This is a genomic window from Clostridium saccharobutylicum DSM 13864 (assembly GCF_000473995.1).
Taxonomy (GTDB): domain Bacteria; phylum Bacillota; class Clostridia; order Clostridiales; family Clostridiaceae; genus Clostridium; species Clostridium saccharobutylicum.
Window position 1 is genome coordinate 3,963,383 of sequence record NC_022571.1, and the last position, 20,032, is coordinate 3,983,414.

The 20,032-nt window shown below is 28.3% G+C and carries 21 protein-coding genes and 1 pseudogene; 10 read left to right on the forward strand and 12 right to left on the reverse strand.

Annotated elements, in window-relative coordinates; all coding sequences use genetic code 11:
• Nucleotides 1-77: 77 nt before the first annotated feature.
• Together CLSA_RS17365 and CLSA_RS17370 are read left to right on the forward strand one after the other, a co-directional pair.
• Nucleotides 78-650 carry a flavin reductase family protein gene (locus CLSA_RS17365; RefSeq protein ID WP_022748115.1) on the forward strand — a complete coding sequence of 191 codons (573 nt, stop codon included), beginning with the start codon at nucleotides 78-80 and terminating at the stop codon, nucleotides 648-650.
• A 50-nt stretch (nucleotides 651-700) separates the two neighbouring features.
• Entirely contained in the window at nucleotides 701-1,273 is a 573-nt protein-coding gene (locus CLSA_RS17370; protein ID WP_022748119.1) for a flavin reductase family protein, read from the forward strand.
• A 523-nt stretch (nucleotides 1,274-1,796) separates the two neighbouring features.
• Here CLSA_RS17370 and CLSA_RS17375 read toward each other — a convergent pair.
• Nucleotides 1,797-2,300: an Rrf2 family transcriptional regulator gene (locus CLSA_RS17375; RefSeq protein WP_022748122.1), complete on the reverse strand. Its 504-nt coding sequence runs from the start codon at nucleotides 2,298-2,300 to the stop codon at nucleotides 1,797-1,799.
• A 206-nt stretch (nucleotides 2,301-2,506) separates the two neighbouring features.
• On the opposite strand from CLSA_RS17375, the gene CLSA_RS17380 reads away from it, so the two are divergent.
• Nucleotides 2,507-2,878: a pyridoxamine 5'-phosphate oxidase family protein gene (locus CLSA_RS17380; RefSeq protein WP_022748126.1), complete on the forward strand. Its 372-nt coding sequence runs from the start codon at nucleotides 2,507-2,509 to the stop codon at nucleotides 2,876-2,878.
• Nucleotides 2,879-2,902: 24 nt separating this feature from the next.
• Nucleotides 2,903-3,079: a 4Fe-4S binding protein gene (locus CLSA_RS17385; RefSeq protein WP_022748129.1), complete on the forward strand. Its 177-nt coding sequence runs from the start codon at nucleotides 2,903-2,905 to the stop codon at nucleotides 3,077-3,079.
• A gap of 257 nt (nucleotides 3,080-3,336) precedes the next feature.
• On the opposite strand, the gene CLSA_RS17390 is transcribed toward CLSA_RS17385, so the two are convergent.
• Entirely contained in the window at nucleotides 3,337-3,663 is a 327-nt protein-coding gene (locus tag CLSA_RS17390; RefSeq protein ID WP_022748132.1) for a winged helix-turn-helix transcriptional regulator, read from the reverse strand.
• Between the two features lie 205 nt (nucleotides 3,664-3,868).
• On the opposite strand from CLSA_RS17390, the gene CLSA_RS17395 reads away from it, so the two are divergent.
• Nucleotides 3,869-4,519 carry a flavodoxin family protein gene (locus tag CLSA_RS17395; protein WP_022748133.1) on the forward strand — a complete coding sequence of 217 codons (651 nt, stop codon included), beginning with the start codon at nucleotides 3,869-3,871 and terminating at the stop codon, nucleotides 4,517-4,519.
• A 365-nt stretch (nucleotides 4,520-4,884) separates the two neighbouring features.
• Here the strand turns inward: CLSA_RS17395 and CLSA_RS17400 are convergent, their stop codons facing one another.
• The 6 genes and pseudogenes from CLSA_RS17400 to CLSA_RS17420 form a co-directional block, all read right to left on the reverse strand.
• A complete protein-coding gene (locus CLSA_RS17400) occupies nucleotides 4,885-6,549 on the reverse strand; it encodes a DUF2326 domain-containing protein (RefSeq protein ID WP_022748135.1) in 1,665 nt (554 codons plus the stop codon).
• Nucleotides 6,540-6,770: an ABC-three component system middle component 6 gene (locus CLSA_RS17405; RefSeq protein WP_022748138.1), complete on the reverse strand. Its 231-nt coding sequence runs from the start codon at nucleotides 6,768-6,770 to the stop codon at nucleotides 6,540-6,542. Before CLSA_RS17405 ends, CLSA_RS17400 begins: the two co-directional genes overlap by 10 nt.
• 26 nt (nucleotides 6,771-6,796) lie before the next feature.
• Nucleotides 6,797-7,342 (reverse strand): hypothetical protein, encoded by a 546-nt coding sequence (locus CLSA_RS17410; RefSeq protein ID WP_022748142.1) that lies wholly within the window; start codon nucleotides 7,340-7,342, stop codon nucleotides 6,797-6,799.
• Nucleotides 7,343-7,353: 11 nt separating this feature from the next.
• Entirely contained in the window at nucleotides 7,354-7,578 is a 225-nt protein-coding gene (locus CLSA_RS17415; protein ID WP_022748145.1) for a hypothetical protein, read from the reverse strand.
• A gap of 248 nt (nucleotides 7,579-7,826) precedes the next feature.
• A pseudogene (locus CLSA_RS24135) lies at nucleotides 7,827-7,960 on the reverse strand (FMN-binding protein); the annotation flags it as partial.
• Complete coding sequence (locus CLSA_RS17420) at nucleotides 7,961-8,833, reverse strand: LysR family transcriptional regulator (RefSeq protein ID WP_022748149.1); 873 nt, start codon at nucleotides 8,831-8,833, stop codon at nucleotides 7,961-7,963. It lies immediately after the preceding pseudogene.
• Nucleotides 8,834-8,957: 124 nt separating this feature from the next.
• Between CLSA_RS17420 and CLSA_RS17425 the strand changes: the two genes are divergently transcribed.
• Nucleotides 8,958-9,956 (forward strand): YeiH family protein, encoded by a 999-nt coding sequence (locus tag CLSA_RS17425; protein WP_022748152.1) that lies wholly within the window; start codon nucleotides 8,958-8,960, stop codon nucleotides 9,954-9,956.
• A gap of 488 nt (nucleotides 9,957-10,444) precedes the next feature.
• On the opposite strand, the gene CLSA_RS17430 is transcribed toward CLSA_RS17425, so the two are convergent.
• From CLSA_RS17430 to CLSA_RS17440, 3 genes are all read right to left on the reverse strand, one after another.
• The gene (locus tag CLSA_RS17430; protein ID WP_022748156.1) at nucleotides 10,445-11,254 is read right to left on the reverse strand and encodes a hypothetical protein; all 810 of its coding nucleotides are present in this window, start codon (nucleotides 11,252-11,254) and stop codon (nucleotides 10,445-10,447) included.
• A gap of 266 nt (nucleotides 11,255-11,520) precedes the next feature.
• Nucleotides 11,521-12,948 (reverse strand): sensor histidine kinase, encoded by a 1,428-nt coding sequence (locus CLSA_RS17435; protein WP_022748160.1) that lies wholly within the window; start codon nucleotides 12,946-12,948, stop codon nucleotides 11,521-11,523.
• Nucleotides 12,949-12,953: 5 nt separating this feature from the next.
• Nucleotides 12,954-13,610: a response regulator transcription factor gene (locus CLSA_RS17440; protein WP_041716325.1), complete on the reverse strand. Its 657-nt coding sequence runs from the start codon at nucleotides 13,608-13,610 to the stop codon at nucleotides 12,954-12,956.
• 524 nt (nucleotides 13,611-14,134) lie between these two features.
• On the opposite strand from CLSA_RS17440, the gene CLSA_RS17445 reads away from it, so the two are divergent.
• The 3 genes from CLSA_RS17445 to CLSA_RS17455 all read left to right on the forward strand — a co-directional run bounded on the left by CLSA_RS17445 (nucleotide 14,135) and on the right by CLSA_RS17455 (nucleotide 17,222).
• Nucleotides 14,135-15,058, forward strand: coding sequence for a glycosyltransferase family 2 protein (locus CLSA_RS17445; protein WP_022748166.1), 924 nt, complete (start codon nucleotides 14,135-14,137; stop codon nucleotides 15,056-15,058).
• 257 nt (nucleotides 15,059-15,315) lie between these two features.
• The gene (locus CLSA_RS17450; RefSeq protein ID WP_022748170.1) at nucleotides 15,316-16,263 is read left to right on the forward strand and encodes an Rpn family recombination-promoting nuclease/putative transposase; all 948 of its coding nucleotides are present in this window, start codon (nucleotides 15,316-15,318) and stop codon (nucleotides 16,261-16,263) included.
• 704 nt (nucleotides 16,264-16,967) lie between these two features.
• Complete coding sequence (locus CLSA_RS17455; protein WP_022748173.1) at nucleotides 16,968-17,222, forward strand: DUF1653 domain-containing protein; 255 nt, start codon at nucleotides 16,968-16,970, stop codon at nucleotides 17,220-17,222.
• A 290-nt stretch (nucleotides 17,223-17,512) separates the two neighbouring features.
• On the opposite strand, the gene CLSA_RS24410 is transcribed toward CLSA_RS17455, so the two are convergent.
• Nucleotides 17,513-17,647 carry a hypothetical protein gene (locus CLSA_RS24410; protein ID WP_022748177.1) on the reverse strand — a complete coding sequence of 45 codons (135 nt, stop codon included), beginning with the start codon at nucleotides 17,645-17,647 and terminating at the stop codon, nucleotides 17,513-17,515.
• Nucleotides 17,648-17,939: 292 nt separating this feature from the next.
• Between CLSA_RS24410 and CLSA_RS17460 the strand changes: the two genes are divergently transcribed.
• Nucleotides 17,940-19,742, forward strand: coding sequence for a MutS family DNA mismatch repair protein (locus tag CLSA_RS17460; RefSeq protein ID WP_022748181.1), 1,803 nt, complete (start codon nucleotides 17,940-17,942; stop codon nucleotides 19,740-19,742).
• Nucleotides 19,743-20,032: the final 290 nt, after the last annotated feature.

The following is a 20,032-nucleotide window of genomic DNA, read 5'->3' on the forward strand; positions in this document are numbered from 1 at the left end:
GAAAAGCCGACCGCCATGTTAGCAGTATGTGGCGGAATCACGAATGAGAGAGAAGAATTAAGAGGAGGTTGTTTATTATGATGAAAGATTTAGGTCCAAGTGGTGCAAATTATGGACATCCAATGCCGGTTTTGATGGTTGGAACTTATGATAAGAATGGAACAGTTGATGTAATGAATCTGCATTGGTGTACGATGAGCGAGGGCGGTCATTTGACATTATGCCTTGGTGAAAGCAAAAAGACGCATGAGAATATAAAAAAAATGGGTGCTTTTACAGTTGCATTAGTTAATCCATCACTTATGAAGGAAGCGGATTACTTTGGAATTATGAGTGGATATAGGGTGCCGGACAAGTTTGCAAGAACTGGTTTAAATGCGGTAAAGAGTGCACATATTAATGCACCAATTATTGAAGGCAGTCCTTTGGTATATGAATGTGAGCTTTCGGAGATTGTAAAAACAGGTCATTTTCATGCGGTTATTGGTAAGATTATCAATGTAGTGGCAGATGAATCTGTTTTAGATAAAAACGGTAGACTTGATGCTAAGAAAACAGAAATGGTATTATTCGACTCATTCAGCAACAACTATGTTACTTTAGGTGAGAAAGCTGGTGAGGCTTGGAAAGAAGGCAGGAAATATGTGTAATTTCTTGTTTGAAAATATTAAATTTAGATAGATGAAAGAGGTAGATTATTATGATGAAAAATTTAGGACCAAACGCATTCGGATATGGTTATCCTGCACCAGTTTTAATGGTTGGAACTTATAATGATGATGGAACAGTGAATGTGATGAATTTGCATGAATGTGCAAGGACGAATGCTGGTCATCTCGCTTGTTTTATCGGTCCACGTAGTAAAACACATGAGAATGTTGAAAAGAAACGTGCATTTACTATTGCACTCGTGAATCAGAATTTGATAAAAGAAGTTGACTATTTTGGAACAGTAACTGGGTATACAAATCCAGATAAATTTGCGAGAACAGGTTTAAAAGCAAAGAAGAGTCAATTCATCAACGCTCCAATCATCGAAGGAAGTCCGCTTGTCATAGAATGTGAACTTATAGAGGTAATATATAAAAATAATTTCACTACTGTACTTGCAAGAATTGTCAATATAGCTGCAGATGAGTCAGTGTTAGATAACAGAGGCAGAATCGATTCCCAGAAAACAGGCATGTTGTTCTTTGATGCGTTTAGCAACAGTTATATTGCATTAGGCGAGAAAGTTGGAACGGCTTGGAGTGATGGTAAAAAATATCTGTAAATTCTTGTTTTGCATGAGATTTGCATTTATACGAGATTAATACGAGAGGCTAAAGATGAACGATAAAATTATGCCGGACATGGGAGCTCGATGGTGGCATTAGATAACAATGAAATTACAGAAGGTATGGCAGAGACAGGACACAGAATTATTGAATAGTTTGGAAAACCGAAAGCGATTCTTGCCATCTCTGCACACTGGTACACACACGGAACATTCATCCAGACAGCCGAGGAACTGAAACAGGTTTATGATATGTACGGATTTCCGGAGAAGCTGTACCAGGTAAAATATCCTAGTAAGGCACGAATGAGCTTTACTAGGATTAATTTTATTTCTGATCTTTAATTTTCATATTTTCAGGAATTTTATTCGACCAAGGCATAAGATTCTCTAAGCTCTTTATCTATATTTAACATTTTTCAGCTAACTCCTTAATTATTGAATATATTAAAGTAGTTTCACTAACTGGAATAGATATATTAGCAGTTCCGATAGTAATTTTAACTTCCTTTGAACTTAATTATTTTTTACTATTATTAAACCATTCAATCATCGTTTTTTCAGCATCCTTTGGAAGCTTTTTATTATATACCTCATCATATAACCATGCTAATGTCTTATTACTTAAGTATTTTCTCATTTCATTTTCTGCCTCTAACATTACAACTTTTATAAGACATGGGCATTTAGTATGCGAATCTGGTAAATTATCTTTATCTAATAATATATTGTTCTGTCTAATTTCTGCACATTGAAAAAATGATTCACTTCCTTCTACTGCTTCAACAATATCCCAAAATGATATTTTTTCTGCATCACGAGCTAATGCATAACCGCCTTTTGCACCAGGTACGGATTTTATAATTCCTAACTTACTTAACTTTGCATATACTTTTGACAAATAAGTTTCCGAGACACCTTGAAATGTGGCTAAATCTCTTATTCCCACAGATTTACCTTCTTCTAGGCTTACCATATATAATAAGCAATGTATTGCATACTCCACTCCTACTGAAAATTTCATTTTTTTACTCCTTTGATATATTATCGTTCTTTTATTAATAATAATCTATTATTTATTCTCATTCAAGATAATAATACAGCATTAAATATATAATCTTTTATAAAATATTTCCATTGACAAAAGATAAAAAAAATCATAATCTTATTGTAGACAATATCTATCGACGATAGCTTAAATCTATAATTAAAAGAAAGAAGGAATATATAATGTTTACAGAAAAATTTTTTGAAATACTAAATCATGAAGGAGTAGTTTCTATCGTAACTTGCTCAAATAATGAAGCTCATGTAGTTAATACATGGAACAGCTATTTAATTATTGTAGAAGGAAATAAAATCTTAATTCCTGCTGCCGCTATGATCAAAACAGAAGAAAATATTAATGTTAACCCTAAAGTTAAATTGACTCTTGGTAGTAAGGAAGTAATGGGTTACCAATATCCAGGAACCGGATTTTTACTTGAAGGAACCGCTAAATTTCTAAAAGATGGAGATAACTTTAAGATGATGAAAGAAAAGTGTCCATTCCTTACAAGAACATTAGAAGTTACAGTTACCTCTTGCAAACAAACATTATAATTTTCTAGATATAAGGAGGAAATTATGCCTAGAAGAATCATTAAATCAGATTGTGTGGGTTGTGGAACTTGTCAGCGGGTATGTATTATTGGATGTATCACAGAAGAGAAAGCTAGAAAAAGAACAATCAATGAATCTGCTTGTGTTGACTGTGGAGCTTGTGAACTTGCTTGTCCTGAAAAATGCATCTCTCAAAAATAATTGAAAGAATATGATTTTAAATGGAATTATACAAAAAATAATAGAACCTATTAAAGCTTTCGTATAAACTTAAAAAGTAATATAGTAGACTAATAAGATTGAGTATTCGCAATACTAGCAACAATAAAATTAGAACAAAGTAGCTTATCATATTAATTTTTATATGGTAAGCTATTTTGTTCTAATTAATTATCCACTTTTAGTAAAATTTGAATTTATTTACGATACAATTCATCGTATCATAAATAAACATAAATCTATTTTTTAATATGTTCATTACCCCATTTACTCATAAGTTCAAGAATTGGTACTAATGTAATTCCTTCTTCAGTTAAAGAATACTCAACTCTAGGTGGAACTTCATTATATTGTTCTCTATGAATCAGATTGCTGATCTCTAGTTCCTTTAGTTGTGCACTTAATGTCTTATGAGAAATAGGTTCTAAACTATATCTCAATTTATTATATCTTATTACCTTGGCTTTATATATTTTCCATAGTATAATCCACTTCCATTTTCCCTCGACTACAGACATTGTATATCGCATACCACATGCTCCATATTTATCTTCAAAACTATTCATAAATCTACTCCTTTACTTACCTTGTGGTTAGTATATAACAAATAAGTGCATACTTATTTATTTTTTTATTATGATATATAATTCATAGCATAAGCCACATAAAAGAAAATAACAAGTCCAAAGAAAGAAAATCTACTGGCAGATAGACTTGTTATTTTTTTAATATCCCTAAAGTCAATTATACATGTAAATGGAGGTAAAATTAATGAAAGTAATAGCAATTAACGGAAGTCCAAGAAAAAATAAAAATACTGTTACTATTCTCAATAAAGCACTTGAAGGAGCAGCTTCACGTGGTGCTGAAACAGAGCTTATTCATCTTTATGATCAAAACTATAAGGGGTGTGTAAGTTGTTTTGCTTGTAAATTAAAAGATGGTAAAAGTTATGGAAAATGTGCTTTAAAAGATGATTTAACACCTATTCTTGAAAAAGTTTCAAATGCTGATGCAATTATTTTCGGTTCTCCAATATATTTGCACTCAGTTACTGGAGCTATGAGATCTTTTTTAGAAAGACTTATATTTCAATATTTAGTTTATGATAAAGATCATTCAAGCCTATTCCAGAGAAAAATACCAGCAGGATTCATTTATACAATGAATGTAACTAATGAACAATTTAAATCTGAATATGAAAATGATCTTAAATCTCTGCAAGTATATATAGAAAAAACTTTTGGTTCTTTTGAATCCTTAGCTGTTAATGACACATATCAATTTAATGATTATTCAAAATATGTTTCATCATTATTTGATGAAAAGAAAAAGAGAAAAGTTAAAGAAGAACAATTTCCTAAGGACTGTCAAAATGCATTTAATATGGGCGTACGATTTGTTGAACAAGCTAATATGTAAAAGTATATTTTTATTACATTTCTCCAAATGTAATAAAAGCTTCTGACATTTCTATTCAAGAGTCTAAATAATAATTTTCTTTACTCTCTAAAATCCTTAGTTAAGGTCGATCTTTTTTAGATAATTTAAGCAGCTTTTTTAACGTTGAGATATATTTTTCACACTAATAAACCTCCATTGTTAAAATCTATACTAATTTTAACACTAGAGGTTTACATTTATATATCCGTTAATTTTTTTACGCTTACCACCTTTCTCTCCCTTCTGTTGTTATATTTATACTAAAGAAAAAGGAATACTCAAAACTTTTACAGCTTCAAATATTCCTTACTATTATAATATATATTTAAATTCTTTATTTAATTCTAAATTCTAAAAAACTTATCTGTTGTTGAGAGTCTTAATACTATTTCTTCATCCTTTATCCCTAATTGATCAATTCTATCATTTAGTATAGGAAAGATATACTGCCCTGTAAACTTACGAGTTTCTCTAATTATATTATTTAATTCTTTTAAGTCTATATTCTCTAGCTTATCATGTATTTCAAAAACAGGCATATGATATCCTTTATTTATAATTAAATTTATATGAGCTAAATCAAAACAAGTAATCATCGCTTTCTTTATTCCAGTTCCTGGCTTTCCATTCATACCTATTATTTTTATAGGGAATTCATCATCATTTTCATTTAATAGAATAGCAAATGGTTCTCCTATTATCTCATCAGTTAATACTTTAAAGTACTTATTTAAGATTTTCTTGATATCTTCTTTTTCCTCATCATCACTATTTTCTTCTACTTTTTTGCTTAAATTATCTTTCTTTTCTTTTTGTTTAAGTTCTATATAATTATAGTCATTCATAAAATTTTCCAACTTTATTTTGTTTATTGAAAATTCATTATACTTTTCTTCAAATTTATCTTTGATTTCTATATTAAACTCAACATAATTTGCTTCATATTCTATGCGTAAATTATTTAGTTCCCCTTCTACTTTTTTTAAATCATCACTTAATTCTTTTAATGATTCTTTAAGCATTCCAATCCTTTTATTTACCATTCCATTATGAAATTGTTCTAATTCCTTGAAATCCATCAAAGGTTTATCTATATATATTTTAGTTTCATTATATAACTTTTTTAATAGCTTATGATCTACTGAAAATATCTTCTCTTGTTCCCTCTTTATTTTTTCTTTCATTAGATCAACCTTTAATTTACCTTTAGCATAGATTCCTTCTAACTTATTGATTTTTGTTAAAATATCATCTATTTCTTGTGTCTTATCTTTATATTCTTCTATTACTGTTACTTCTGAGTAAGCCTTTTTAAACTTATTGACTTCTTCTTTCATTAAGTTTATTTTTGCTTCAAATTCACTTAATGAACCTACTCCATTTTTTCTAAATATAGCTTCAATATCTTTATCTATTGCTTCATTTAACGATAAAATATCAACATTTTTAGACTTAGAAGTATCAATTCCATATAGATATGAATAAATAGCTTGGTACTGATAATTCTTACAATAAGTTCCCAAATATTTAAGTAATGAACTTTCATTAGAGTTCTCCAATCTAATGAATTTTGCGATTAATTGCCTAAATGTAGGCTTATTATTTGCATTTTTAAATATTATATTATTTAGTTTTTCCCTATACTCTGTAATATTTTTTACTTCTTCTCCATTTATAGAACTTTTACCATTCTTATATAAGCATCTTTTAAACGTATATTTTTTATCATCTATAACGCTTGTTAATTCAGCAAATACTTTATTTTTTTCCAGGAAATCTTTTACTATATGATTTTCTCCTGTATCTTTTTCTTTATATAAACTTGATGCAGATTGTGCTCCTAGACATAAGTCTATAACTTTTACAGCTGTAGTTTTTCCAATATTACTTCCACTTTCTTTACTATTAGTCTCATCTACTATTAAAGAAAGTCCTGACTTATTAAATGGTATATTTCTAATTATTTGATTTGATAAACCTTCCTTTACAACTAAATTAACTAATCGCATAAAACCAACTCATTTCTATCATTAATCTCCTTTATCACTCCCAATAAAAATAGCCAATCGACTGATAAAAAAAATACTGAATACTCCATTTTTTTGTTTAAACAATATTTAAATACACTATCCAATCTCTTTGAATTTTCATTATGCTTTAAATACTCTAATATAATACTAGAAGAATATAGAATTGAATTACGAGGATCATCATCAAAATCTACAATCATTCCTCATCATCTCCATTCCTCAAATTTTAACAACTAACATTTTCTATTGGTATTAAAAATTTACACTTATAGAATACATAAGCTGTTATTGCTCCTATATATGTAACAACTTTATTTGTTGGTATATCAGATTTCTTACCATTAAATAGTTCACTCTTTATTTTCTTTAACAAAGCTGAATAAATCTTATTAGATGTTTCTTTTACTCTTTCTACATCCTCATTATCTATATCATATTCTATTAAAATATCTATATATACGTCCCAATAATAATCATATAAATCTTCTCTTATAGAAAATTCTTGTTCTTGTAGACAATTAATTGCATCATCAATTATATCATATGATTCTAAATGATATTTTCTAATTTTTGAAGCTATATTACTTGATATATTATTTAACTTAATTTTATCATTTATATCATATGACTTTTTTTTCTTCCCTGAAATGCTCCTTCCAGTATTCTTGATACTAATCATTTCTTTTATTATTTTGCTTACATCAGATATCTCTACTGGTAGTATATCGCAATTAAATTCTTCTATATTATCAATATGAAATTCATCTCCCATAAATACTACTCCTAATTTATTGATTTTCTATTATCAAATGTTTTCACTTTTTCAATATTAAACTGATCATTACTTTTTATGCTTGATTCCTTATTAAAAATCTCAATTTTTTGTTCTATAGTATTTCTTATTTCATCACATTTCTTTTTTTCATTTCTTGATAAAATGAACATTACTATGCTTAATACTCCTGATATAATTGCTACAATAGTTTGTATATTTCTTAAATACTCCATAACTTAACTCCTTTTTTTATATAATTATATCATAGCTCCCTTAATTACTATATATTTACTAAAAAATAACTTACATAACTAAATATAATGTAAGTTATTTCAACTTTTATTTTTTCAATTTTAGTGACATTCGCCTTTACTTGTGATACAGTTCACCATATCACAAATAAACATAACTCTATTTTTTAATATGTTCATTGCCCCATCTACTCATAAGTTCAAGAATTGGTACTAATATAATTCCTTCATCAGTTACTTTCTCCACTTTCTAATGCATTTTCTATAGCCTTTAAAATAACTTTGCTGCTATCAGTAGCACCTGAAGCGATTGACCTTGAACTACTATTTCTGGAATAATTTCTGCGTTCTTGCCCCTTTCATTTTAAAATTCCTCAACTAATTTTTGATATAAACTTTTAAAGGCACTATTTTTTCTCCATATAAAATAAAAATCATGAGTTTTCTGCAAATCTTCAATTTCTATTTTTTTTAAAGTTCCATTTTCAAGTTCATCTTTTACTGCAACTTCATATAAAGATGTAATTCCATTATTATTTTTAACTAAATGTTTTATTGCATTAATATTTCCTATTTCTATAACTTTACTAAAATCATTTAAAGTAAGATTTTGTCTTTCTAAGTTCTTCTCAAAAATATCTCGTGTGCCTGATCCTTTTTCTCTTACGATCAATGTCTCTTGAAGTAAATCTTCTAATACATGTGGTTGTTTCTTAAATGAGTAATCTTTTCCCGAAACACAAATGTAATTTTCACTTGAATATACAACAAAATCATATTCACTTTTTGTAAAATACCCCTCTACCAATGCAAAATCAATTTCACCATGCTCTAATTTATGAAGAAGTTCTTCGGTATTTGCTGAAATCATAGTCATCTTCATATTATTATTTCTATTTAAATAATCACTGAGTTTTTGTGGTAATATAAATTCTCCAATTGTAAGAGTTGCACCAAATTTGAGACTTGTCACGCCCAATTTTTCCTCAGTAATTTTTTCTTTTAGATATTGTTCATCATGTTTCATTGTAGTAGCTGTTTCATAAAATATCTTCCCTGACTTAGTAAGTCTTATCTTTTTACCTTCATATTCAAAAAATTTAGTATCATAACTCTTTTCTAAATATTTAATATGCTGTGATACCGCTGGCTGTGTAATACATAATACTTCTGATGCTTTAGTAAAATTCATATATTCACATACAGTCAAAAATGTGTTTATTCTAAAATCCAACATATGTATCATCTCCTCAACTAATCATAACATATTCTTATCGTTATATAAAAATAAATAATTTTTAATTATAATTGACCTATGATAAGATACCTTTGAAGCAAATATTAGGAAAAGAGGAATTATTATGAATTTTATAAAAAAGAATTATAAAGGTTTATTACTTTGTTTGTTAATTGGCTTTATTGCTTGGTTTCTTGGAAAAAAATTTTCAATTATAGGAGGGCCGGTATTTGGTATTTTATTAGGTTTGATAATTGCACTTTTTCCACGTAAAAGCTCTTTTGAAGATGGAATTAAGTTTACATCTAAAAAAATACTACAATATGCAATTGTCTTACTTGGATTTGGAATGAATCTTTTTCAGATATTTAAGGTAGGCAGTCAATCATTATTAATTATAATCTCAACAATTTCAACTGCACTAATTGTTTCATATTTAGTAAGTAAATTAATGAAAATCCCTTCAGATGTGTCTATTTTAGTAGGTGTAGGATCATCCATATGTGGTGGATCAGCAATTGCCGCTACTGCTCCAGTTATCGATGCGAATGATGAGGCTATTGCAAAATCAATTTCTGTTATCTTCTTATTTAATGTAATTGCTGCATTTTTGTTTCCAATCTTGGGAAATATATTAGGCTTTAATGATATCGGCTTCGGAATGTGGGCTGGAACTGCTATAAATGATACTTCTTCTGTAGTTGGTGCAGGGCAAACATGGACAAGTGCTCATGGAAATGATATAGCTCTAAATTATGCTACAATTGTTAAACTTACAAGAACTCTTGCCATAATTCCAATTACATTATCACTTGCTTTATATCGTTCTAAAAAAAATTCAACTACTGCAGTTAAATTATCAAAAATATTTCCATGGTTTATTTTATTTTTCTTGCTAGCTGCTATTATAAGTACAGTATTTAACATGGGCAGCAGTGCTACAAAGCCATTAACTGAAGCAGGTAAATTCTTCATTACAATGGCAATGTGCGCAATTGGACTAAACACTAATATTATAAAATTAATCAAAACTGGTGGAAAACCAATTATTATGGGCCTTTGTTGCTGGATAAGCATTGCATTTGTTAGTCTTTTTGTACAGCATCTATTAAATATCTGGTAATATAGATAAGCAACTTTTAACTTATACTTCTGTGGTGGGAATATGAATATCCATTTTTTACATTTGCATTTTTCTATATTCCACATAATACATAAGATGATTGTGTAAAGTTATATTTTTCTATATTGAATCAATTTTTCCATATTCTATAAATACAGACTATTCAATATTCTAATGTTGTACATCAAAAACACCATATTATTTACAAACTCTAAATAATATGGTGTTTAAAATTAATGATAATAATATCTTTCACAACTTCTCTTGTAAAACCATAATCAATAATAACAGCTCTTCCGTTAATTATTCCCTAGCTACCTTTTCTCTCTAAATCCGCCAATAATAAATTATAGTTTCCATTAATATTCTGTAGTTCTTTTAAGTGTAATAGTTCCCTTTTATCTCTAACATTAAAATGCCTTAATACCTCTGAAAAGTTGTATATCTTACTTGGTTCTCCTCTATTTCTTCGCTCTTCCTAGCTTTATTTATTTTTCACTAATTGCCATATTATATTCTAACTCTTCATACGCCTTTACTGAAAAGCCCCATACTTTACCTGTAAATGGGCTAATTGATACTCCTACCTTTTTAGAAGTATCATTTTCGTCTTCATAGAAAAGGCGATGTCCTTTTAAAAGGATAAGTTTAGGCTTTTCTATATCTCCTAGTTTATGCTCTTTAATGAAGTCCTCTGCTGTATTTTTTAGTTGTTCGTCATTAAGTACTAATTTAGTCCCTTTATCAAGCTCCCCATGAACCATTGCCATATCTAATTCTTTTGTATTTTCATTAAAATCAAAAAGATAACAATTATGCCCCTCTATATCAGTCCATCCAGTTTGAACCATTCCATGTTTTAATTTTTGTACTCTATCTTTAAGTCCGCTATTATTTTCTTCAATGTAAGCCATTTGTTTATCATACTTTTCTTTGGAAATTTCCCCCTTATCATATTCCTCTTGAGTTAATTTTTGTTCTTTTGGCTTTAATTCATCCAAAGTTTTTTCATTTAATATACCTGCGGTAAACTGATTGGTTTTACTTTCCTTAACTTCTGATATGTTAAAATAATTTTTTAAAATATCCAAAGACTTCTGTTTATAAGCTTCCTCTTCAGCTCCAGTTATCCTAGTATCATCCTGAGAATCTGTCTTGGTATCATCCTTGGAATACACAACATTTTGCTTTACTGTATCTGCGAAAGCTCCTTTTATATTAACTTGGTCAAGTATAGCAGAAGTAGATGCTATTACTCCTACGGCTACTAATGCTGCTGTTATTTTTTTTGATAACATAATAATTCCTCCAATATTCTTATTTTATTAATTTTTAGTAATATATTTATTTTTATTTTGATTCAATCTTAGTTGTGCGTAAGTACTTACCACTATTTAAGTATAAAATTAAGATGTCCCAGAAGTTTATTCCAAATGTAAAATAGTTGTAAACCTTAACTCAATTGTATTTCTATCTAAAATAAGTTAAAATCTGCATTCTAAATAAAATACTCCGCACAGTATGTAACTTATTTATAAAATGATACTGCACTCAAGTTACAATTCTAATTAGTGAAAGTTATGTTAACTTCAGTTCCTTTGCCAAGTTCACTATTTATTTTAATATCTGCCTTATGAACTTCTGCTATTTTTTTGCAAATAGAAAGTCCAATGCCTGCTCCATTGCTTTTTCTGCTCCTTGCTTTATCAACAACATAGAATGGCTGCCAGATCTTATCTAAATGTTCTTTTGATATGCCTGAACCTGAATCCCTTACAAATATAATAGTTTTATCATTTAGATTAGATACTTTTAAGTTAATTTTAGAATTATTTTCAGAGGCTTTTATAGCATTTTCTATTAAATTACACAAGGCCATTTTAATTAAATCCTTGTCCATATTTAATATGCAGTCTTCTCCTTCAATAATTAAATCTATATCTTTGTCCTTAAGCTTAACAGATACAGACTTTTTAACTTCCAATACTATTGGCATTATTCTTTCAGGTATTAATTTTATTTCCTGTGTTTTTGCATAAATTAAATCCATCATTTTAAAAGCTATTTGTTCAAGTCTTTTTCCTTCTTTATAAATATAATCTGAAGCTTCAAAAAATAATTCTTCATTATATTTTGAGGTTCTTATTAGATTAGCGTATCCAATTATTGAGGTCAAAGGCGTTTTAAGCTCATGAGTAAGATTATTTATGAAGGTTTCCTTCTCAATATTAGACATTTCCAGCTCATTTATCTTATCTTCTATTGTCTGTGCCATCACGTTGAAATTGTTTGAAAGCATATTAAATTCATCCTTTGATTTAATTTTTACCCTTTCAGAATACTGACCTTGAGATATTTTCTGAGTAGAAGCTATTAAGGTATTTATTGGTTTTGTTATTAATCTGCTTATAAAAAACATAAAAACAGCAAAAAGAGAACAAATTAAAACATCTAATTTCATGAAAAGCGTATATTGATTCATTCTTTCAACATATATACTTGAAATATCCTTAGCATAATGCACCTTTACTTGAGAATTATACACATTGACCAAACTGCTTACATATAAATACTGTTTATAATCCACAGTTCGAATAATATAGTTAATTTTCCCTACTGAAAGATTTTCTAATTCCTCCTTTTCATTTGAAACAGGAAATTTCATATCTGAGAACAGTATGTTATCCTTAGAATCTAAAATTTCTGTATCTCCATGCTGCCCAGGTTCACGATTAGTGGAGTTGTTATACTCGTCCATTAAAGTACCAAGTAATAAATTTATATCATAATTAGTATCTGAATAAATTTTTTGCATGTATAGGGAATTAATTCTTAGTTGTGAAGCAACAGATTTTTGTTCTGAAAGACATTTATCCACTTCCTTTTCCAGCAAATTATTATGGAGCTTTTGTATTAATATAAATCCAGCTAAATTTAAGGTAAGTACTAGTAAAATTAAAGAAAAAAGATATATTTTCAGCCATAACTTCATATCTATTACTCCTCTAACCTATATCCAATTTTATATACAGTTTTTATGTTATGTGTAAGCTCAAGTTTCTTTCTTATCTTTTGAATATGGGTATCTATTGTCCTAGTTTCCCCCATATATTCATATCCCCATATCTTTTCTAATAAATATTCTCTAGATAATGCCATATTTTTATTTTTCACAAGCATAAGTATAAGTTCAAATTCCTTTAAAGTTAAATCTATTGTCTTGCTATCTTTTTTTATAATTCTTTCATCTTCGTATATTTTCAGATTCTTAAATTCTATACAATTACTATTTTTCGAATATCTCCTTAAAACTATTTCAATTCTTGCCAAAAGTTCAACTGTCTCAAATGGTTTTACAATATAATCCTCTGCACCTGATGTTAAACCCGTTACCTTATCAGCTAGTCCATTTTTTGCTGTTAAAAATATTACAGGAATATTTAAATCTTTTATTTTTTTCATCAATTCAAAACCATCCATTCCTGGCAGCATAATATCCATAAGTATTAGGTCAAAAGTTTCTTCTTTTAACAAATTAAAAGCATCTAATCCATCGAATACCTGATTGCTTTCATAACCAACCATACTCAAGTTTATTTTTATTAAATTAGAAATAGCTTCATCATCTTCTACTATTAAAATATTTATTTTCAAATATAATCCTCCTTGCATAATAACCTGATATTTTTCAGTAAATTCTTAATTAAAATTTATATATCCATTATATAACAAAACTTTTAGAGAAATTGTAAAATAGTTGCAAAATTAATCACTCTATTTACTGATTATAATTTAATGTCATCTAACTTTTCCTCAAGTTAAATAAGCTCATTCCCATTTATTTTCCTAAATCACATTCTAATTATAAACATAACAAGCATTTCAAAATTCCAACTTCTTTTCATCTAATCATATATATCCGAAAACTCTATACTTATTCTTTGTATCTTATATTCATTAGCAATACTAGCATCCATAATACAATCTCATACATGTCATTCCGACATAAAATTAAAGGACTTTAGATTTGGAAAAGTTATTTATATACAGTTATCCTAAATACTTGAATATTTGTAGTTATGCAGTATATAATTAAACAAATAGACAATCGTAAATCAGTGCGACATATTAAAGATTGAAAACAAGCCAACAAATAGTAATTTAGGGAGGATATTATAGTGGACATAAACAATGATAAGCATTATATTAGCAAAGATATCGAAGCAGTTATTACTAGTTTTAATCAGGGTTCTATGATTCTTGAAGCAGTTCGTTCTTTGTGCAATCAAACAACACTACCAGCAAGAATTATCATAGTGGATGATGGATCAACTGATAAGAACTCCATCAATATATTGAATAATATCAAATTGGATTCCAACATACCCGTTCCAGTAACAGTACTGCAACAGCCAAACGGCGGAGTATCTGCTGCAAGAAATACTGGCATTCGTAGGGCACAAACACCAATGGTGTTGGTACTTGATGGAGATGATAGACTTGAACCCTCGTATATTGAGCAGGTTAGCCACATATTGCGCGATAATCCATCTATGATTGCAGCCTCATCTTGGATGCATACTTTCGGAGTTCTTGATGCAACAGTTTGTCCGTGCGGAGGTAACATAGCTGCATTTCTAGCACGTAATTGTTGCCCGGCAACACATATCCTTCGGCGTGAAGTATGGAAACAGTGTGGTGGCTATGATGAATCCATGCGCTGCGGTTTTGAGGACTGGGATTTCTTTTTAAGTATGTTGGAAACTATGCCAGATACACATATTGGAATTGTCGAAAGACGGTTAATAAACTATCGTACTGCGCCTGCCTCGTCAAATGTAAAAAGCATGTCGAAGCGACTTAATCTCATGCACTTTATTATTGAAAAACATATCAATGCGTACCGTGAGCATGTAACTGAAGCGATACTGGGTATTGAATCCACATCTATATCAAGGCTTTACGGATGGGAAAGTGAAATTCTCCATACGATAAATATAAAACATACTCTAAGCAAAGTATCAGATGATTTTATAGAGCATCCATCGTATGGTGATGGTGGGATGGCTGCGGCAGTTCGTATTGCGTCATCTCATAAATAAGTGTCATAAATTCCAATTTATCAGATACTTTCTGTGGTCAACCTAAATTGCTTCGCAATTTTCTTTTATTGTGCAACAGCTAAAGCTACGTACTGGAACCAATATCAAGCATGTGGTTCATTTTTAGCTATACCCCGAGTATGTATATTCATTACAAAACATAGATATAGATTGTTACAAAAGCTTCCATGTGTTATGCATGAGAGCTTTTATGTTATAATATAAAAAAGAGTATAAGCAAAGTGAGGAGTGATAATTTGAAAAATAATAATGTGCATCATGAGCATGATGTTGGATATAAACACATATTTTCTCATAAAGGAACCTTTTTAGAACTCTTAAGAAGCTTTGCTAAAAAAGAATGGGCTAATTTAATAAAAGAAGAAGACTTAATTTTAGTTGATAAATCTTATATACTTTCAGATTTTGAGGAAGAAGAATCTGATATTCTTTATAAAGTAAATATAAATGGAGAAGAAGTAATATTTTATGTGCTTTTAGAATTTCAGTCTAAAGTAGATTTCCAGATGCCTATAAGATTGTTATTTTATATGACAGAAGTTTGGCGAGATGTTCTTAAAAATACAGATAAAAATGAAATGAAAAGAAAATCCTTTAAACTTCCAGCAGTTATTCCTATAGTGTTATATAACGGAAAAAAGAAATGGACGGCAAAAACAAGTTTTAAAGAAATATTAAGTGGATATGAATTATTTGAAGATAATATATTAAACTTTAATTATATGCTATTTGATATAAATAGATATTCTGATGAAGAATTATACAGCATATCTAATTTGGTATCAGCAGTGTTTTTATTAGATCAAGAAATGGATGAGAAAGAATTAATAAGAAGACTACGAAAATTAATATATATTCTAAAGAAAATTTCGCCAGAACAGTTTAGTGTTTTTAAGCAATGGTTGAAGAAAATAGTAAAACCTAGATTAACGGAGGAATGGCAAGGAGAAATTGACGAAGTGCTTGATAAATCTAATCAAATGGAGGTAGATAGTATGGTTCATAATTTAGAAAAAACCTTAGATAATATAGAGAAAAAAGGCGTAGAAAAAGGTATAGAAAGCAGGACAAAAGAAATAGCTATAAATGCTATAGAAATGGGAATGGATAATGAAGTTATAATTAAGCTTACAGGATTGACTGATGAAAAAGTAAATGAGATTAGAAAAGAAAGAAGTCATTAGATTTCTTGGGATTGTAAACAAAAAAGAGAGTAATAAGATTATTAATAAAATCTTATATACTCTCTTTCATTTCAATTAAATATAATACTTAGGCACATTCAAAAAAATAACAAGTCCATCTGCCAAGCCTATTCTACACATATATGTTTGGCAAAACTTTAATGCTTAGCAATATTCTTAAATCATAAATTAATGTAACTCTAAAAAAGGAATTCTATTATTATATGCTATATTATCAACACTGTTCAGTGTGATAGGCTAAAGTGGATAACTAAAAAGGAAACTCGACTCATATTCATTCTTAAGCAGCTCATTTTTAAAGGCCTACTACATAAAAATTTTTCCCATTTCTAGTAGAGATATTAACCATAAATAAGTGTAATTCTTAAATTGGATATCTATAGAAGTATGTGAAAAATAGCTACTTCACATATGAATTTATAACGATTTGCTTGTTGTAAAATTTTGTTTAATCACACCCTCCTATATATGATTCTCATTGAGAATTTAATATATCACAAACAATTAATACAATGTCATACATGTCATTCCGACACAAAATTAAAGGACTTTAGATTTATATATAGTTATGCTAAATATTTGAATATTTGTGGTTATGTAGTTTATAATTAAACAAATAGACAATAGTAATTTATGATGTATTTATACCATACATTTTTCTATTTTAACAAAGGAGTGATTAAGTGCAAGATATAAATTTGACCGAATTAAAAGGAAAAATATTTAGACATTTTAAGGGTGACTTATATTTGTTTATAGATATAGCAGAGCATACAGAAACAGGAGAAAAAATGGTTATATACAAAGCGTTATATGGAGAGTGTGGGATATATGCACGACCTATTAATATGTTTCTAAGTGAAGTAGATAAAGTGAAATATCCTAATGTTATACAGAAATATAGATTTGAGCCAGTAATTATTAAGAGTGTTAAGTAGCACACATTAGTATCACATTTACAATTTATAACAGTATGTCCCAACGATTCTAATTTCTGTATTAATAACTTCCCTACTGCTATATTTCCATCAGTTTCACCCATTATCCCCAAAGCACCACAATTAAATGGCTATCCCCTATCTATCTCTATAATCATTTTACATATTACTCTCTTTCTTTACATAGTGAACAAGTCACTGTATTCCACTTTACATCACATATTTAACATTTTTTAAATATAAAAAAGACATATCATTTATAGCTATGTCTTTTGATCAATATAATTTTATTAATTATAATCATCTTCTGCATTTCTATATACTTCATCAAATAATAATCCTAATGCATCCGAAGCACTAATTTTTCCAATATCACTTTCTTTAATTCCAAGTTCTTTAGGTATTATATTATCTTCATTACCCATTTTATTTGAAATTTAATTATCAGGATTAGTAGATTTAAAAGAACTTTAGATTTAGAAAAGCGATTTATATATAATCATGTTAAATATTTGAATATCTGTAGCTATATAGTATATAATTGAACAAATAGGCAATCGTAATTTTTGACGCAACAATTAATAAATATGAATAATGTGATATTTATCCACTATTATATATGTGGTTTACGGTGAGTAAATCATGTTGAGGTTGTTTGTTTAAGAATTATTTTATACTTTAAATATATATAGAACAAAATGTGATTGGAGAAAAGCAGTGACTAGTGTATACAATGATTATGTTAACCGATTAAAAACTTATAACAACTTAATTAATGACCAAAATAAATCAATAAAGGTTATAGCATATTTAAGACTTCTTACCTTAATTATTGGATTAAGTGTTACATTGTATACTTTTATAATTAAAAGTTATTACATAAGCATAGAAGTTTTTATTTTTCAATTACTTATTTTTATTTATTTAATCATTAAGCATGATAAGGAAATTAAAAAAAGAAAATATTCTATAGCATTAAAAGATATAAATGAAAAAGCCATAAAGAAACTAGATGGACAATGGAAAAGCTTTGAGGATGATGGGAGTGAATTTAAAAATGAAGAGCATAGTTATTCTAATGATTTAGATATATTTGGAAAAGGTTCATTGTTTCAGTGGATTAATAGTAGTAAAACATTTATGGGAAGGCAAAATTTAAAAAGTAGGCTTACAAATCCATTAAAAACTTCTTTGGATATTACTAAAATACAGCAATCTTTGCAGGAGTTAGCAACGGAGTTAGAATGGAGACAAATGTTTGAGGCAGAAGGCATGATTAGTTCTAATGAATGCATTAATCCAGAAGAATTATATAAATGGTCAAAAGATAGAAATGAATTATATACTAAGACTTGGCTTATTTTATTAGTTAGATTATTACCATGTATAACGTTAATATTAATTATATTGGCCTATTTTACTTCCTTAGTAAACTTCAAATTACTATGCTTTATGTCATTTGCCCAATTAGCAATTTTATTTATTGGTTTAAAAAAAAGAAGCGCAACGTTTAATGCTATTTATAGATATAAAAATAGTATAAATATATATTATAAACTGTTAAATTTAATTATAGAAAAGGATTTCAAAAGTGATTATTTAAAAGAGCTAAAAAATAATTTAGTGATTTCTAAAAAAGATGATGCAGTAAAGGCAATAGAAAAATTAGCTAATATATATGATAAAATATGTGAAAGAAATAATGCAATCTTTATGATAGTTAATGTATTGCTGTTATGGGATTATCAATGCATAATACTATTTGAAAAATGGAGAATTAAATCAGGCAAAAACTTAAAAAAGTGGTTTGATGTTATAGGCGAATTTGAAGCACTAAATAGTATTTCAAATATTATTTATGATAATCCAAAGTGGGTTATGCCTTCGATTTCAGATAATAATTATATAATAAAAGCTGAAACTTTAGGTCATCCACTTTTAGGTGAAAAAATGGTGTGTAACAATATTGCAATTGATAAAACAAAAAACATTTTACTTATAACAGGTTCGAATATGTCTGGTAAAAGTACATTTTTAAGAACTATAGGTATAAATTTAATATTGAGTTATATTGGAGCACCTGTCTGTGCAAAAAAATTTGAATGTTCATTAATGCAGGTTTTTACTTGTATGAGAACAAGTGATAACTTAGAAAATAACATATCCTCTTTTTACGCTGAAATATTAAGAATAAAAATGATAGTTGAAGAGATACAGGAGAATAAGAAAGTATTTTTCCTCTTAGATGAATTATTTAAGGGAACAAATTCCATTGATAGACATGATGGGGCTATAGCATTAATAAGGCAATTAGGAGATGAAGGGGCATCAGGACTTATTTCTACACATGACTTAGAATTGTGCGATTTACAGTACAATTATTCTAAGATTAAAAATTATCACTTTAAAGAGTATTATTTAAATAATAAATTGAAATTTGACTACAAAATTCGAGAAGGAGTATCAACTACTAGAAATGCTATACATTTAATTAAGTTAGCAGGTATAAGGATAAAATAACTGTTTAAATAGTTCTATGCTTATTAATTAAACTTATTAAAGTTTTCTACAGAATGTTCAGAAATCATGAATTAATGGAACTCTTAAAAAGGAGTTCCATTATTATATGCTATATTATCAACACTGTTTAGTGTGACAAACTAAAGTTGATAACTAAAAAGGAAACTCGACTCATATTCGTTCGCTGAGTAAGTGATTCACACCAAATCTATAGATTTACGTTCACTACTTAAGAACCTTAAGCAGCTCATTTTTAAAGACCTACTACACAAAAATATTTCTCATTTCTA